We start from the raw sequence: 16348 nt of genomic DNA on the forward strand, positions 1-16348 counted from the left end.
AGAGATAAGGGTATAGATAAATAAAGTATAAGAGTGCATATTTAATGATAAGCAAATCGGCTTTCAATCAATTTAGTACAAAAACAACAGATTCTATACTAATAGATAATGAAGTATGGTAGAATATATAAGGTTTGCAAATCGGATTCCCGAGAGGATTCACTTTAGAAGTGGAGAAGCCTTGTAACCGAAAATTTAAAGGGGGAACAAAGTAATGTCAGAAAGAAGATTATTTACTTCTGAATCTGTTTCAGAAGGACATCCAGATAAAATAGCGGATCAAGTCAGTGATGCTATATTGGATGCAATTTTAACAAAAGATCCGGACGCACGCGTTGCTTGCGAAACGATTGTAACAACAGGTTTAGTATTAGTAGCAGGAGAAATTTCTACTACAACGTATGTTGATATCCAAAAAACAGTACGTGATACAATTCGTGAAATAGGGTATACAAGAGCTAAATATGGTTTTGACGCAGATACTTGTGCTGTAATCGTATCTATTGATGAACAATCAAGAGATATTGCTCAAGGTGTTGATGAGTCTATTGAATCTAAAGAAACGAATCAAGATGAATTAGATCAAATCGGTGCAGGGGACCAAGGGTTAATGTTTGGTTTTGCTGTAAACGAAACACCTGAACTAATGCCATTACCTATTTCATTGAGCCACCGTTTGACAAAACGTCTATCTATAGTTAGAAAAGAAAAGCTGGTTTCTTACTTAAGACCAGATGCGAAAGCTCAAGTTACGGTTGAATATGATGAAAATAATAAACCTTTGCGTGTAGACACAATCGTTATAAGTACTCAACATCATCCAGATGTGACATATGAATTATTGAAAAAAGATATGATGGAACTTGTCATCAAACATGAAATTCCTAGTGAATTACTAGATACAGAGACTAAATACTTTATTAATCCAACCGGTCGCTTCGTTATCGGAGGACCTCAAGGAGACGCAGGTTTAACTGGACGTAAAATTATCGTTGATACTTATGGCGGATATGCTCGTCATGGTGGAGGTGCTTTCTCTGGGAAAGATCCTACAAAAGTAGATAGATCAGCAAGTTATGCAGCTCGTTATATTGCGAAAAATATTGTGGCTGCTGGATTTGCAGATAAATGTGAAGTTCAATTGGCTTATGCAATCGGAGTAGCACACCCAGTTTCTATTTCTATTGATACATTTGAAACTGGAACCATTTCAGAATCAAAATTAATTGAAGCAGTACGTGCTAATTTTGATTTAAGACCAGCTGGTATTATCAAAATGTTGGATTTACAAAGACCAATCTATAAACAAACTGCAGCATATGGTCACTTTGGTCGTACTGATATTGATTTAACTTGGGAACATACAGATAAAGTTGACGATTTAAAATTATTTTTAGCTAAATAATGTAAAAAGAAAGAAATGACGCTTAGCTGTCATTTCTTTCTTTTTTTTCAATAGCTATTAATAAAGGTGGATTGTTTTTTTGATTTAAAAAGTCGTAACGTAAAACAGTGTAATTCATTTGAGGAAGTGTTTGGACATAATTAAGTACAGTCTCTTTTTCTTCTTTTCCTCCCTCATGACCATAATAGACAACGAGTAGAAGCAAACCTCCTTTTCTTAGGCGAGGTAAAATTTCTTTGATGGCGATTAATGTAGTTTCAGCCTTTGTAATAATGGTCTTATCACCTTTAGGCAGATACCCTAAATTAAAAATTGCTCCAGCTAAAAGAGTATTTTCAGGCAGTACAGAACTAAGCGTCTCATGACCTTGCTGAAATAACACAACTTGGTCGGTTAAGCCGGTTAAGAGCAGTTTTTCTTTGGTTTTTTTAATGGCTTGTTCTTGTAAGTCAAAGCCATAAACCTTCCCAGTTTTACCTACTAATGTTGCTAACAGAACTGTGTCGTTCCCATTTCCTATTGTAGCATCGATAACAATATCCCCAGGTACAAGAGTATTTTTTAATAAAGTACGACTATAGTGTAGAGCATTTTCAAGCATGATTATTCATCCTTCCTATCCGATCAATGAATGGACTTATTTATTCTATTTTATCATTTATAAATAAATATGGAATAATCAAAAAAGAAGGAAATTGGAGTGAGACGTCAATTTCCTTCTTTCTATTTAAATAATCTTGTTTAGGGGTCTATATGGCTAAAATGTAGTCTTTTTAATTCTGTTAATTTTTTTTAGTTTAATAGAGTAAAAGGCTGCAGAAAGAGCAAACCAAGAACCTGCTAAACAAAATCCAGCAACTACATCAGAAGGAAAATGTACCCCCAAGTAAATACGACTTAAACCAACAATACTAACAATGAGTACGGTTATTAAACAAGTTAACCACTTAATCCATTTTTTTTGAGTGAAGTGGATGATCAAAAAAGCAATTCCACCATAACAAATTAAGGAAGCCATAGAATGACCGCTTGGAAAACTATAACCGTCTTGTAAAACCAAATGTTCAATAGTTGGCCGAGTTCTCTGGAAAAAGAATTTTACGACTTGATTTAAGAGCCCAGCTCCTAGAGCAACATGTAAAATAAACCAATATGCTGTTTTAGTATCTTTCTTTTGCCAAATAAAATAAAGACTGACGATCAACGTAAGAAGTACAATAAAAAAGGTTCCACCCATATCGGTTATAAATGAATAAAAAGCAGTGCTTTTAGGAGAACGATTCATTAAGATAGGAGAGGCGATAAAGTGGTCAAACACATTGATCCACTCAGCTTGCTGTGCGACTCCATATGCAAGTACACTAAAAGGAATGAGTAACACTAGACACAATAAAAAATAATTCGAGGTAAAAAAAGATGTTTTAGATTTCATAATTTTTCTCATACTTTCTATAAATTGGATATACTTATTGAAAAAATAAGTTTAGCATATTCTACGTATAGAATAAACTAAAAGTATTAAACAGAACAAAGACTATCAGTAAAAAAATAATAACTTTTTTTAAAATTCACACTTTCTTATCTCTTTTTTAATAGTTGAAGAATATACTAAATGTAGTAGGTTAAGGGAGTGAAATACATGCTAATTGATGACAGTGAATATGTTCAACTAATAGGGACGTGTCAAATTAAGAGCATTCAATTTCCAAAAATTTTAGTACAAACAGAAAATGGAAAGAGCCTAGTGCTTAATACAACCAAACAACAACAAACAGATTCGGTGTTTTGGGACGCTATTATAGATATTATTGCAGCTGATCTTTGGATACCATACAATAAAGATACATACTTTTTGTTGCAACAAGATTGGATAACAGATACTTCTTTTGCTTAAATGATAAATGAGTCGAATCAACCTAATGTCACTATACATTTAGGTTGATTTTTTTGTCTATTTTAGTGAAACGCTATATGTGTATATTACGGTTGTGTAACGTATATTAAAAAAAGGTCTTCTACTTAACTTAACCTTCCATTCTATCTATGGGAAAGATATAATAAAATAGCAAGTGCTTTACAATAAAGTAGACCTTGAGAATGATTAAAGAATAAAAGTAGGAGGTACTCACTTTGGAAAAAACAAGAAAAGAAAGAATTTCAGCTGAAAAAAATAAAAAAAGTTTTGATCAATCAGGATATACTAATGGATTGATGAAAAAAGGCACAGCTGTTTTTAGCACAACTTTATTAGTGAGTTTACTAGCATTTCCAACTTTTTCTGCATCAGCTAGCGCAAATGAATTAGCTGATACAAGTAGTAAAAAATTGGAAGAAACGCTTGAACATAACAGCAATGTAACTAATGTAACCGAAGAAGCAACCACAAAGACAGCTGTAGAAACGGACAGTAGCGAGTACATATCACAAGACGATTTAATTGAGAAAGAACAAAAAATTAAAGAATTAAAAACTATTATATCTACAGAAGATTTTGAAACTTTAAAATTTGACGAATTATCAGTTGAAGAAATTGATGAATTAATTTTAACTGCTCTAGAAAAATTAACAGAAGAATCAAATGAAGAAATAGAAAATGAAGCAGGTACCGGAATAACTGATGAGTTAAATGATTCTACTACTGAACCAACCGAGGCAGTTAAAGATGAAAGCGATGTTTCAGAAGAAGATACAGCTGAAGAAATTGAAGTGTTAAAACCAGAAGTAGTAGAGGAATCACTTGAGATTGAGGATACTATTTCAAAAGATGAATCTGAAAAAGTAGTAGAAGAAGAAATTGATCTTGTTGCTGAACCGAGCGAATCAGAAGTTGTAGAACTACCAAATGAAATTGAAAAAGATGTACCAGAAGTAGAAGCAATTGAAGCAGTAGAACAAGAAATTATAGAACCAGAAGTTGCAGAACTTCCAAACGAAGCTGAACCTAGTATTCCAGAAGAAGCAGAAGATACGGTTGAAACTATTGTAGAATCTGAAGAACCAGTAGTAGAAAAACCGACAATTGTAAAAGAAGAGGTTAAAAAGGAAGTTGTAAAAGAAACGGTTAAAGCCAAGGTAGTTGCTCCGAAAACTACAACGACTTCGGCTAAAACAACTGCAGTTACTTTAAAAGTTGCAACGACTTCAGCTAAAACAACAGCAGTAGCAACAACTTCTGTAGCAACAGCAAAAACGTACACAGTAAAATCGGGAGATACACTAAATAAAATTAGTAAAGCCAATAATGTGACTGTAGCAAACTTGAAAAAATGGAACAATTTGTCTTCAGATTTAATTAAAGTTGGACAAGTTTTAGCATTAAATGAAGCAGCAGCCAAGAACGTAACAACTCCAACGCCTTCTAAAACAAATGACTCTATTGCAAATGCAACAACACCAGCTGGTTTTGTTAATGCTATTGCCTCTTATGCAAAGCAAGTTGCAGCTAAAAATGATTTATATGCTTCTGTTATGATTGCACAAGCAGCTTTAGAAAGTGGCTATGGCAGCAGTAAACTAGCAACTAGTCCAAACTACAATCTATTTGGTATCAAAGGAAGCTACAACGGAAATACAGTTACGATGTATACTTCTGAATGGAGTTCTTCAACAGGCTGGATTTACATTCCGCAAAACTTTAAGAAATACCCGTCTTATGCTGAGTCTTTACAAGATAATGCAAATCTAATAAAAAATGGAACTTCATGGGATCATGGCTATTATTCTGGAGCTTGGGTAAGTAATTCATCAAATGCATTTGAGGCAACAGCTTGGTTACAAGGGCGTTATGCGACGGACCCAACTTATGCATCTAAATTAAATGCTATTATAAATGCATATAACTTAACACAATATGATACAAAATCTTCAGGAGGATCAACAACAACTCCTGAATCAAATGATAATTCTTCAACAACACCAAGCACTGGAAATACAGGGTCGTCGAATACAGGCGAAACGTCATATACTGTAAAATCTGGTGACACTTTAACAGGTATTGGTTCAAAATACGGCGTATCTGTGTCAAACTTGAAATCATGGAACAACTTAAAATCAGATACGATTTATGTGAATCAAACGTTGACGATTAAAGGAGGTTCAACTTCAGGCGGATCAACGATAACACCAAGTACACCAAGTACAGGGAATACAAGCAGCACATCATATACTGTAAAATCTGGTGACACTTTAACAGGTATTGGTTCAAAATACGGTGTATCTGTATCAAACTTGAAATCATGGAACAACTTAAAATCAGATACGATTTATGTGAATCAAACGTTGACGATTAAAGGAGGTTCAACTTCAGGCGGGTCAACGACAACACCAAGTACAGGGAACACAAGCAGCACATCGTATACTGTAAAATCCGGTGATACATTGACTGGAATCGGTTCAAAATACGGCGTAACTGTAGCGGACTTGAAATCGTGGAATAGTTTGAAATCAGATACGATTTATGTGAATCAAACGTTGACGATTAAAGGCGGTTCAACTTCAGGCGGCACAACGACAACACCAAGTACAGGGAATACAAGCAGCACATCGTATACTGTAAAATCCGGTGATACATTGACTGGAATCAGTTCAAAATACGGCGTAACTGTAGCGAACTTAAAATCGTGGAATAGTTTGAAAACAGATGCGATCTATGTGAACCAAACATTGACGATTAAAGGTGGTTCAACTTCAGGTGGATCAACGACAACACCAAGTACAGGGAACACAAGCAGCACATCGCATACTGTAAAATCCGGTGACACATTGACTGGAATCAGTTCAAAATACGGCGTAACTGTAGCGGACTTGAAATCGTGGAATAGTTTGAAAACAGATGCGATCTATGTGAACCAAACATTGACGATTAAAGGAGGTTCAACTTCAGGCGGGTCAACGACAACACCAAGTACAGGGAACACAAGCAGCACATCGTATACTGTAAAATCCGGTGATACATTGACTGGAATCGGTTCAAAATACGGCGTAACTGTAGCGGACTTGAAATCGTGGAATAGTTTGAAATCAGATACGATTTATGTGAATCAAACGTTGACGATTAAAGGCGGTTCAACTTCAGGCGGCACAACGACAACACCAAGTACAGGGAATACAAGCAGCACATCGTATACTGTAAAATCCGGTGATACATTGACTGGAATCAGTTCAAAATACGGCGTAACTGTAGCAGACTTAAAATCGTGGAATAGTTTGAAAACAGATGCGATCTATGTGAACCAAACATTGACGATTAAAGGTGGTTCAACTTCAGGTGGATCAACGACAACACCAAGTACAGGGAACACAAGCAGCACATCGCATACTGTAAAATCCGGTGACACATTGACTGGAATCAGTTCAAAATACGGCGTAACTGTAGCGGACTTGAAATCGTGGAATAGTTTGAAAACAGATGCGATCTATGTGAACCAAACATTGACGATTAAAGGTGGTTCAACTTCAGGCGGGTCAACGACAACACCAAGTACAGGGAACACAAGCAGCACATCGTATACTGTGAAATCCGGTGATACGTTAACTGGTATTGGTTCAAAAAATGGTGTATCTGTAGCGAACTTAAAATCATGGAATAATTTATCAACGGATACAATTTATGTAGGTCAAAAACTAGTTTTAAAAAGCACGAATGCTGTTTCAATAGTAACAACGCCAACTAGTGCAACTACGCATAAAGTTATAAGTGGCGATACTCTTTGGGATATTGCTCAAAAATATAGTATGTCTATCTCAGATTTGAAATCAACGAATTACTTAAAATCAGATGTTATATTTGTTGGTCAGTCTTTGATTATCAAATAATCATAGAAGGAGACTCAACATAAAATTTGAGTCTCCTTTTGTGCTGTAAGATAACTAAAAAGGGAGTGAAAATGATGATCGTTACGACAACTACTTCTGTTGAAGGTTTTGAAATTTCTTCTTATGAAGGAATTGTATTTGGTGAAGTTATCTCTGGTATCAATATGTTTAAAGATATGGGAGCGGGCTTGCGAAACATGTTTGGCGGACGCTCTCAAGGTTATGAGAACGAATTATTAGAAGCTCGTAGTAAAGCGTTAGAGGAAATGGAAACAAGAGCTGACGAACAAGGGGCAGATGCTATTGTAGGGGTTAAAATGGACTATGAGACATTAGGATCAGATAATGGCATGATTATGGTTACCTGTAGTGGAACAGCAGTAAAGCTTAAAACAGTTAAATAATAGACGAATAGACGAATTGAAAAGACATTTTAGAAATCAACTGTTGTTTTTTCTTATTGCTCCTATAGTCATTTTTTGTTAAAATGAAATCAATAGAAAAAAACAGTGAAAAGGAATAGTAGAAATGATTTTTTTTGAGAGAGTGCATGGGTGGTGGAAATGCATAAAAAAGACTTTCGAACTCGCCTTTAGAGTTGCTTTGTTGAAAAAAGAGTAGACAAAGACGTAACGCCTGCGTTAAAGGTATGAGGAGTCCACGATGTATTTTATTAGGAATAATAAGGTCGTGGAAAACATAGGTGGTACCACGAATAATAAATTATTTAATCGTCCTATGAGTACAGATAGTCATCTGCATTCATAGGACGATTTTTATTTTGAATAAGAAATGGAAGAGGGATATATATGAGCTTTAACCACAAGACGATAGAAAAGAAGTGGCAAAATTACTGGGCTTCTAATCAGACTTTCCGAACAACTGAAGATCCTAAAAAGAAAAACTTTTATGCATTAGATATGTTCCCATATCCATCAGGACAAGGTCTGCATGTAGGACATCCAGAAGGATACACAGCAACAGATATCATTTCTCGTATGAAACGTGCTCAAGGATTCAATGTATTGCATCCAATGGGTTGGGATGCATTTGGCTTACCAGCTGAGCAATATGCTCTAGATACAGGTAACGATCCAGCTGAATTCACAGCTCACAATATCGAAACATTCCGTCGTCAAATCAATTCTTTAGGATTTAGTTATGACTGGGAGCGAGAAGTAAATACAACAGATCCTCAGTACTATAAATGGACTCAATGGATCTTTACAAAATTGTACGAACAAGGATTGGCTTATGAAGCCGAAGTAGCTGTTAACTGGTGTCCTGCATTAGGGACGGTATTGGCTAATGAAGAAGTAATCGATGGTAAGAGTGAACGTGGGGGACACCCTGTTTACCGTAAACCTATGAAACAATGGATGCTGAAAATTACAGCTTATGCTGACCGTTTGCTGGATGATTTAGAATTAGTTGACTGGCCTGAAAGTATCAAAGACATGCAACGTAACTGGATCGGTAAATCAATTGGTGCAAATGTAGAGTTTACTGTTAAAGGAACTAACCATAAGTATACAGTCTTTACGACTCGTCCAGATACGTTGTTTGGAGCAACTTATAGTGTTTTGGCACCTGAATTAGATCTCGTTAAACAAATTACAACAGCTGAACAAGAAGCTGAAGTTCAAGCGTATATCGAAAAAATTAGTCTGAAAAGTGATTTGGATCGTACAGATTTGAATAAAGATAAAACAGGCGTATTTACTGGTGCTTATGCGATAAACCCAGTCAATGGCAAAGAAATCCCTATTTGGATCGCAGATTATGTGTTGTCTTCATATGGAACAGGTGCAATTATGGCTGTTCCAGCACATGACGAACGTGATTATGAATTTGCTAAGGCTTTTAACTTGGAAATTCTTCCTGTACTTGAAGGTGGAAATGTAGCTGCTGCTGCCTTCACTGAAGATGGTCCACATATAAATTCTGAATTCTTAGATGGTCTTGGAAAACAAGAAGCTATCGATAAAATGAATGAATGGTTAGAAGAAAATAATTTTGGAAAAAAAGAAACAACTTACCGTCTACGTGACTGGTTATTTGCACGCCAACGTTATTGGGGCGAACCTATCCCGGTCATTCATTGGGAAGATGGGACTTCAACAACATTGCCTGAATCAGAATTACCGTTGATCTTGCCAAAAACAAACGAAATCAAACCAAGTGGAACAGGAGAGTCTCCATTAGCAAACATTACGGAATGGGTAAATGTAGTAGATCCCGAAACTGGAATGAAAGGACGCCGTGATACAAATACAATGCCGCAATGGGCAGGGAGTTCATGGTATTTCTTGCGTTTCATCGATCCTAAAAATGAAGAAATGTTAGCTGATCCTGAAAAACTAAAACAATGGTTACCAGTAGATATCTATATTGGTGGAGCTGAGCATGCTGTACTCCATTTATTGTATGCACGTTTCTGGCATAAATTCCTTTACGATATCGGTGTTGTTCCAACTAAAGAACCATTCCAAAAATTGTATAATCAAGGAATGATTTTAGGTGGAAACAATGAAAAAATGTCTAAATCTAAAGGGAATGTTGTTAATCCAGATGATGTTGTAGAAAAATTTGGTGCAGATACGTTACGCATGTATGAAATGTTTATGGGGCCGTTGGATGCTTCAATTGCTTGGAGTGAAAATGGGCTAGAAGGAAGCCGCAAATTCTTGGATCGTGTATGGCGTTTGATCATGGATGAAGATGGAAAAGTCCGTGACCGTATCACAACCTTTAATGATGGATCTCTTGATGTGGTTTACCACCAAACCGTTAAAAAAGTAACCGAGGATTTTGAACACTTGCGCTTCAACACAGCTATTTCTCAAATGATGGTTTTTGTTAATGAAGCCTATAAAGCAACTGCATTACCAGTGAATTATATTAAATCTTTTGTTCAATTGCTTGCGCCAATTGCTCCGCATATGGCAGAAGAATTGTGGGCTAACTTAACAAACAGCAATGAAAGTATTTCATATGTTGTTTGGCCGACATTTGATGAAAAATTCTTGGTAGAAGATGAAATCGAAGTAGTTTTCCAAGTAAACGGTAAATTAAAAGCAAAAGCTCAAGCATCAAAAGAAATTTCTAAAGAAGATCTAGAAACGTTAGCAATGAATAATGAAAAGATCAAAGAAGCCATTGATGGAAAAACAATTCGCAAAGTGATTGTTGTTCCTGGTAGATTGGTAAATATTGTAGCAAACTAAAGTGTTTTCTACGTTAAGGTTTTAAAGATTTAACTTAAGTAGAAAGGACTGCAACGATTAAGTTGCAGTCCTTTCTACTTTTTTCATCTTCAAAGAGACCTTAATTTTTCTTTAAAGTTGAATGCAGAAAGCTCAATAAACATTGCAACCCTCTGATTTAAGAAGTAAAATAGAACCTGATACAAAAGTATGAGAGTAGGTTTTTGAATCATGTCAAAAGATACAGTCAGTGATAATAAAATTGGACAACAAACTAAAGAATTAAGCTCAAAAGATAAAATGATCAGTGGGTCAGCTTGGATGACAGGTGCAAGTATTTTGTCCAGGTTATTAGGAGCTCTTTATATTATTCCTTGGATGGCTTGGATGGGAAATCCCAGCGTAGCAGCGTCAGCAAATGCCCTTTACATTATTGGCTACACACCTTATGCATTATTCTTAAATATTGCGACAGCTGGTGTACCTTCTGCCATTGCTAAACAAGTCTCTTATTATAATAGTCTAAACGAATATGAAACGAGCCAAAAAATTTATAGAAAAGGATTACAAGTAATGGCAATTACAGGTGTTGTGTCTGCATTGATCATGTATGTTGCGGCACCTTTGATAGCTGGAAGCAGTCCAGGTATTTCGGTTGACGATGGAACACAAGTTATTCGGTCTCTTAGTTGGGCGTTACTCATTATTCCATGTATGAGCGTTACACGAGGATATATTCAAGGGCATCATGTAATGAAATATTCTGCTATATCGCAATTTATTGAACAATTAGCTCGCGTCATCTTTATGCTTGCGGCTGTATACTTTATTCGTCAAATATGGAATGGTTCAGTAGTGAATGCGGTTTCTGCTTCAACATTTGGAGCCGTTATTGGAGCTGTTTTTAGTATAGGGTATTTATTTTATATTATTTGGCGTAAAAAACCAGAGCTAGATGAGCATGCTGCTCAGAGTTTAAATAAGGTGAATATTTCTACAAATGAGATCTTTAAATCGATTATTCGTACGGCTATTCCATTTATCATTATTGGATCTGGAATAACATTGTTTCAAATGATCGATCAGTTTACTTTCCAACAAATTATGACCCGCGTTTCTGATTTTACCCCAAAAGAGATTGTAGATAGTTATGGGATAGCATCAGGAAATGTCAATAAATTGATTATGATTGTTATTTCTTTTGGAGGTTCGATGGCGATAACATCTGTTCCGCTGATTTCTGAGTTGATAGCAAAAAATGATTTGAAAAAATTATCCCGTCAAGTTAGTGATAGCTTGCAGTTGTTTTTCTTCATCATGCTGCCGGCAACAATTGGTATGGCTGTTGTAGCAGAACCTTTATATACCGTTTTTTATGGACAAAATGATTTTGGAACAAATCTGTTACAAGTTGCGTCATTTATGAGTTTATTTTTAGGGTTGTTTGTCCTTATGGGCTCAACGATGCAAGCTGCAAATCAAACAAGACCGGCTCTATGGGCTTTAGCAATTGGGTTAGTTGTGAAATTAGCATTGCAATACCCAATGCTTGCAATAGCACAGACAAATGGAATGTTTATTTCTAATATATTTGGATTTGGTGTAACAGTCTTTTTAATGTTGCGAAAAATGTACAAGGTTACTCATTTTAATATTGGGCTCTTACTCAGAAGAGTATTGTTGATGGTTATCCTAACAGTAGTAATGGCTATTGTAACGTTTGCCGTTAAAGAAGCTCTTTACTTAGTTATGCATCCAGAAAATCGTCTTAGTGCACTTCTAGTAATGGGTGTTTCAGCTGGAATGGGCGGTATTGTTTATGTATATGCTTCATTAAAAACACGTTTAGCTGACCGTTTATTAGGAGCTCGTGTAGCGAGTTTGAGAACCAAATTACACATTAAATAAGAAAACTGGAGCATGTTCTAGAATAATCATTTGGATATAAATAAGAGGCTAGGACTTTTGTCCCAGCCTCAGTTTTTTGACTAGACTTAAAAGAATGGAGCAGAGGAAATGCGTTTAGATAAACTTTTAGCTAATATGGGGTTTGGAACAAGAAAAACCGTAAAAACGCTATTGAAAGCAAAAGAAGTAACGGTTAATGGAATAGTTATAAAAGATGGAAAAAGCCAAGTCGACCCAGATAAAGACAAAGTTGTTGTTGCGGGTGAAGCCGTTGAATACCAAGAATTTGTTTACTTTATGTTGCATAAACCACAAGGAGTAGTAAGTGCTACAAATGATAATCTGCATAAAACAGTTATCGATTTATTAGCCCCAAAAGATCAAGTACTGGATCCATTTCCTGTAGGACGATTGGATAAGGATACAGAAGGGTTGTTGTTATTGACTAATGATGGAACTTTAGCACATAATTTACTTTCACCAAAAAAACACGTTGATAAATGTTACAAAGCTACTATAAATGGAATAGTGAATGAACAGGATATTTTAGCATTTAAGAACGGGATAACACTAAATGATGGTTTTAACTGCCAATCAGCTGAATTAGACATTTTGTCTATCGATGTTGATGCAGAACAGTCCATTATTCAAGTGACGATACATGAAGGGAAATTTCACCAAGTAAAACGCATGTTTGAAGCAGTAGATAAATCTGTTACTTATCTAAAACGATTATCTATGGGGAATCTTAAGTTAGATGAAACATTAGAAATAGGAAAATATAGACAATTGACTGAAGAGGAATTAAGTTCTTTAACTAATGAATAAGCAAAAACTTAGAAATTTGGTTAATAAATATAAAAGTCGAATGCATACAAGAGAGTAAAAAAATGAGAGACCGATAAAGCATATTAGTTCATTATAATTCATCAGTATTCCTGTATAACATGAGATATGGATATAGTGAAGTTCATTCCTTGCCTTGAATAGGAATGAAAGGTATGCTTTTATTGTATAGAAAAAATAAAGAAACAAGAAAAAGGAGTCGTTGATTCATTGAAGAAGAATAAGATTTTTGTAATGGGCAGTTATGTAACCGATTTAACAGCAAGGGCATCGCATTTACCAAAACCAGGAGAGACCGTTTTTGGTCAGTCATTTCGAACAGGTGCAGGCGGGAAAGGAAGCAATCAAGCAGTCGGAGCGGCACGACTAGGTGCAGAAGTAACTTTAGTGACTAAGCTAGGAGACGATGCTTTTGGGAAATTGGCATTGGAGCATTTTACAAAAGAACAGATTGATACTTCGCAAATTGCTATTGATAAAGAAATGCCCACAGGATCTGCGTTGATAGCAGTCGATGACCAGAGTGAAAATATGATTGTTGTGACAGCAGGTGCGTGTGGAAAGATTAAAAGAGAGGAAATTGAACAAGCAGAAGAAAAGCTGGCTGACGTTGCGATTGCACTAACACAGCTAGAGACTAATTTGGATGCTGTGGAAAGGACTTTGGAATTAGCAGAGAAACATCATATTCCGGTTATTTTAAATCCAGCTCCTTATCAAGCGATACCGAATGAATGGCTAAAGAAAGCAGCTTATATAACACCAAATGAAACAGAAGCAGCTCAATTAACGGGTATACGTTTAGAGACTGAAGAAGACGCAAGGTTAGCGGCAGAAAAATTGTACCAAATGGGAGTTGCAAATGTTGTTATCACTTTAGGTAAAAAAGGATGCTTTTTGTATAATGAAGAATATAAAGGAAAAGTATTCCCAGGACTTATAATGGATGCTGTTGATACAACAGGAGCTGGAGATGCTTTTAATGGTGGATTGGCCTATGCATTAGCGAATGAGGTAGAGTTGATAGAAGCTCTTCAATTTGCAAACATAGTTGGAGCTCTAGCAGTAACAAAAGAAGGCACGGCACAAGCAATGCCAACGTTAGCAGAAGTAGAAACATGTCTGAAACAATCTCTTTTAGAAGTAAAGTCTTAAAAAATAATAGCTAGCACAAAAAAAGTGTATACTTAGAAAACAAAAACCTATTTTATATGGGTAAAAAAAATTCTTAGCCAGAGCAATACTTTTATTAGGCAGCTTGACTTTTATACTCTAAAGGAGATAGGTAGCCTATTTATTCAGTCCTATAGCTTTTTTAAGCATAAATACCCCCATTAAATTCATTTTATTGAACTTAATGGAGGTATTTATGCTTAATTCTCGTTAATTGATGTTAGTTCAAAAAATCTGTTATTCTTTTTTATTTAGTGAGAAAAATCAGATCTGTCAGGTGTTTCAGTAGGAGGAAAGTCTTCTTCTATTTCTAAGTCTCCGTCTGTATTGATGCCAGGATCTAAATCGTCCTCATTGTAATTTAAATGTTGTGTTCTCATTGATGGAGGCTGCTTTTCACCTCTAGCTAAATCTGATGGGTCATCTTCTAATGGAAGATCTGGATCATTAGGGTAAATACCTGCTGCATCTTCTCCAACAGCATCTACGTTTACTGGATAAGTTGTTTCATTTGAGTCATCTTCCAAAAGAATGATGATACTTCCTTTTTTAATCGATTCTTTATAGTTAACCAAAAGTTCTTCATCAGTAACTGCAGAATCAAGTGTTGTATCTGCTTGTGGACTTAAGGAAAAGAAGTCTTTCATTTTATCTCCTAATGATTCATCATTTTTGGGTTCAGAAGATAACGCTATTACCTCTACATCAGTTTGACTGCGGATGGAACGTTCTGTATCTGGATTGGTTACTAAAGTAATCAATTCTTTGGAGTAGCCTTGAATTAAAAGTTCATTGAGTTTTTGTAAGGCTGTTGCTTTAGATGGGTAACTTCCAATAACACGTTTTTCCATTTACATCACTCCTCATTTAGATTAACGAACTGGTTATACCTGAGTATACTTAAAAGAAAAAGAGAATACAATTAATACGGTGAGGGGAGGTTAAACGCAAATAAAAGGAAAGACCGCTAATTAATTTATAGCAGTCTTTCCTTTTAAATTAGTGAATAAATCAAAAATTAAACTTAGTAGAAAATTCTTTCATCTCATTAGGAATTCTTTCAATAATCTGAGACGGAAGAACCACATATTGTTTTTTAGCTAAATCGTCGCCTATTTTACTATGAAGAAAAACAGATGAAATAACTGCAAAACGATAATTTTTCAATTGAGCACTAAATCCTGCTATCATTCCTGCTAATGTATCGCCCATTCCACCTGTTGCCATTGCAGGATTTCCATGGCTGTTTTTCCAAGCTTCATCCAAAAAATAAATTTCAGTTCGAGATTGTTTTAAGACAACAAAAGCTTTTAATTCTTTTCTAGCTTGAATATTTAGTGTTTCATTTTGTTCAGTAGGTTTCAAGTGAGCAAGTTTTTGCCACTCTCCTAAATGTGGTGTGTACGTAGTTTTTGCTACAGGAGTTTTTAAATTGTGAATGGCCATTAAAGTAATCGCACTGCCGTCAATGATTAACCGTTGTTCCTTTGTCACATGCTCTAAAACTGATTTTAGAATCGTTAATGATTCAGGAGATAAGCCTAAACCAGGTCCAATGACTATAACCGTTGCTGTCGCTAGTTGTTTAAGCAAGCGATCGTTATTATACATATCAATAACCATTGCTTCAGGAAGACGAGCATGTAAAGCTGTATGATTTACTTTAGCTGTTGCCACGGTAACCAGTCCAGCACCGCTATAAACGGTTGCACTGGCTGTGAGAATAATTGCTCCGCCCATTTCTTCATTTCCACCAATGACAAGAACTCGGCCGTAAGTAGCTTTATGACTATCTTTTTCTCTTTTGGGAATCATGCCTTGAATGGCTTCTGTATTTATTTCTTTCACTTAAGAACCCTCCAATAATAACGAATAAATGATATACGTGTAGTCCAATTGATTATAGACCGAAATGTTATTTTTTGCACGAATCTTTATTGATGTCACGAAGAAAAATAAAGACTAGGCGTTGGTCTTAGAAACGAAAAGTGATATG

12 protein-coding genes, 1 riboswitch and 1 other annotated feature are annotated in these 16348 nt (G+C 35.6%); of the genes, 8 read left to right on the forward strand and 4 right to left on the reverse strand.

What is annotated here, in order from left to right; genetic code table 11:
• Window positions 1-129: 129 nt before the first annotated feature.
• A riboswitch (SMK box riboswitch) is annotated at window positions 130-217 on the forward strand.
• The gene (metK, locus tag BR65_RS11995; RefSeq protein WP_034538365.1) at window positions 215-1405 is read left to right on the forward strand and encodes a methionine adenosyltransferase; all 1191 of its coding nucleotides are present in this window, start codon (window positions 215-217) and stop codon (window positions 1403-1405) included. (Overlaps the previous riboswitch by 3 nt.)
• Window positions 1406-1427: 22 nt before the next feature.
• Here metK and mnmM read toward each other — a convergent pair whose 3' ends face one another.
• Both mnmM and BR65_RS12005 read right to left on the reverse strand, forming a co-directional pair.
• Complete coding sequence (gene mnmM, locus BR65_RS12000) at window positions 1428-2006, reverse strand: tRNA 5-(aminomethyl)-2-thiouridylate-methyltransferase MnmM (protein WP_034538367.1); 579 nt, start codon at window positions 2004-2006, stop codon at window positions 1428-1430.
• A gap of 156 nt (window positions 2007-2162) precedes the next feature.
• Entirely contained in the window at window positions 2163-2837 is a 675-nt protein-coding gene (locus BR65_RS12005) for a phosphatase PAP2 family protein (protein WP_023177034.1), read from the reverse strand.
• Between the two features lie 207 nt (window positions 2838-3044).
• Here BR65_RS12005 and BR65_RS12010 point away from each other — a divergent pair, with 207 nt between their 5' ends.
• The 7 genes from BR65_RS12010 to rbsK all read left to right on the forward strand — a co-directional run bounded on the left by BR65_RS12010 (window position 3045) and on the right by rbsK (window position 14334).
• Window positions 3045-3299 carry a hypothetical protein gene (locus BR65_RS12010; RefSeq protein ID WP_023177035.1) on the forward strand — a complete coding sequence of 85 codons (255 nt, stop codon included), beginning with the start codon at window positions 3045-3047 and terminating at the stop codon, window positions 3297-3299.
• A 236-nt stretch (window positions 3300-3535) separates the two neighbouring features.
• Window positions 3536-7219: a LysM peptidoglycan-binding domain-containing protein gene (locus BR65_RS14170; RefSeq protein ID WP_034538369.1), complete on the forward strand. Its 3684-nt coding sequence runs from the start codon at window positions 3536-3538 to the stop codon at window positions 7217-7219.
• Window positions 7220-7293: 74 nt separating this feature from the next.
• The gene (locus BR65_RS12020; protein ID WP_023177037.1) at window positions 7294-7623 is read left to right on the forward strand and encodes a putative heavy metal-binding protein; all 330 of its coding nucleotides are present in this window, start codon (window positions 7294-7296) and stop codon (window positions 7621-7623) included.
• A 96-nt stretch (window positions 7624-7719) separates the two neighbouring features.
• Window positions 7720-7961, forward strand: a binding site (T-box leader).
• Window positions 7962-8028: 67 nt separating this feature from the next.
• Entirely contained in the window at window positions 8029-10446 is a 2418-nt protein-coding gene (gene leuS / locus BR65_RS12025) for a leucine--tRNA ligase (protein WP_034538371.1), read from the forward strand.
• Window positions 10447-10656: 210 nt separating this feature from the next.
• Complete coding sequence (locus BR65_RS12030; protein ID WP_051932771.1) at window positions 10657-12333, forward strand: putative polysaccharide biosynthesis protein; 1677 nt, start codon at window positions 10657-10659, stop codon at window positions 12331-12333.
• Between the two features lie 108 nt (window positions 12334-12441).
• The gene (locus BR65_RS12035) at window positions 12442-13161 is read left to right on the forward strand and encodes a pseudouridine synthase (protein ID WP_034538374.1); all 720 of its coding nucleotides are present in this window, start codon (window positions 12442-12444) and stop codon (window positions 13159-13161) included.
• Window positions 13162-13389: 228 nt separating this feature from the next.
• Complete coding sequence (gene rbsK, locus BR65_RS12040) at window positions 13390-14334, forward strand: ribokinase (RefSeq protein ID WP_051932773.1); 945 nt, start codon at window positions 13390-13392, stop codon at window positions 14332-14334.
• A gap of 269 nt (window positions 14335-14603) precedes the next feature.
• On the opposite strand, the gene BR65_RS12045 is transcribed toward rbsK, so the two are convergent.
• Window positions 14604-15203 carry a general stress protein gene (locus BR65_RS12045; protein ID WP_034538377.1) on the reverse strand — a complete coding sequence of 200 codons (600 nt, stop codon included), beginning with the start codon at window positions 15201-15203 and terminating at the stop codon, window positions 14604-14606.
• 160 nt (window positions 15204-15363) lie between these two features.
• Window positions 15364-16200: an NAD(P)H-hydrate dehydratase gene (locus BR65_RS12050; protein WP_034538379.1), complete on the reverse strand. Its 837-nt coding sequence runs from the start codon at window positions 16198-16200 to the stop codon at window positions 15364-15366.
• Window positions 16201-16348: the final 148 nt, after the last annotated feature.

The organism is Carnobacterium inhibens subsp. inhibens DSM 13024 (assembly GCF_000746825.1).
In the GTDB taxonomy this organism is placed as follows: Bacteria; Bacillota; Bacilli; order Lactobacillales; family Carnobacteriaceae; genus Carnobacterium_B; species Carnobacterium_B inhibens.

Coding starts and splice junctions, on each gene's coding strand:
- metK (WP_034538365.1), top strand. CDS start 215: ATGTCAGAAAGAAGATTATTTACTTCTGAATCTGTTTCAGAAGGACAT.
- mnmM (WP_034538367.1), bottom strand. CDS start 2,006: ATGCTTGAAAATGCTCTACACTATAGTCGTACTTTATTAAAAAATACT.
- BR65_RS12005 (WP_023177034.1), bottom strand. CDS start 2,837: ATGAAATCTAAAACATCTTTTTTTACCTCGAATTATTTTTTATTGTGT.
- BR65_RS12010 (WP_023177035.1), top strand. CDS start 3,045: ATGCTAATTGATGACAGTGAATATGTTCAACTAATAGGGACGTGTCAA.
- BR65_RS12020 (WP_023177037.1), top strand. CDS start 7,294: ATGATCGTTACGACAACTACTTCTGTTGAAGGTTTTGAAATTTCTTCT.
- leuS (WP_034538371.1), top strand. CDS start 8,029: ATGAGCTTTAACCACAAGACGATAGAAAAGAAGTGGCAAAATTACTGG.
- BR65_RS12030 (WP_051932771.1), top strand. CDS start 10,657: ATGTCAAAAGATACAGTCAGTGATAATAAAATTGGACAACAAACTAAA.
- BR65_RS12035 (WP_034538374.1), top strand. CDS start 12,442: ATGCGTTTAGATAAACTTTTAGCTAATATGGGGTTTGGAACAAGAAAA.
- BR65_RS12045 (WP_034538377.1), bottom strand. CDS start 15,203: ATGGAAAAACGTGTTATTGGAAGTTACCCATCTAAAGCAACAGCCTTA.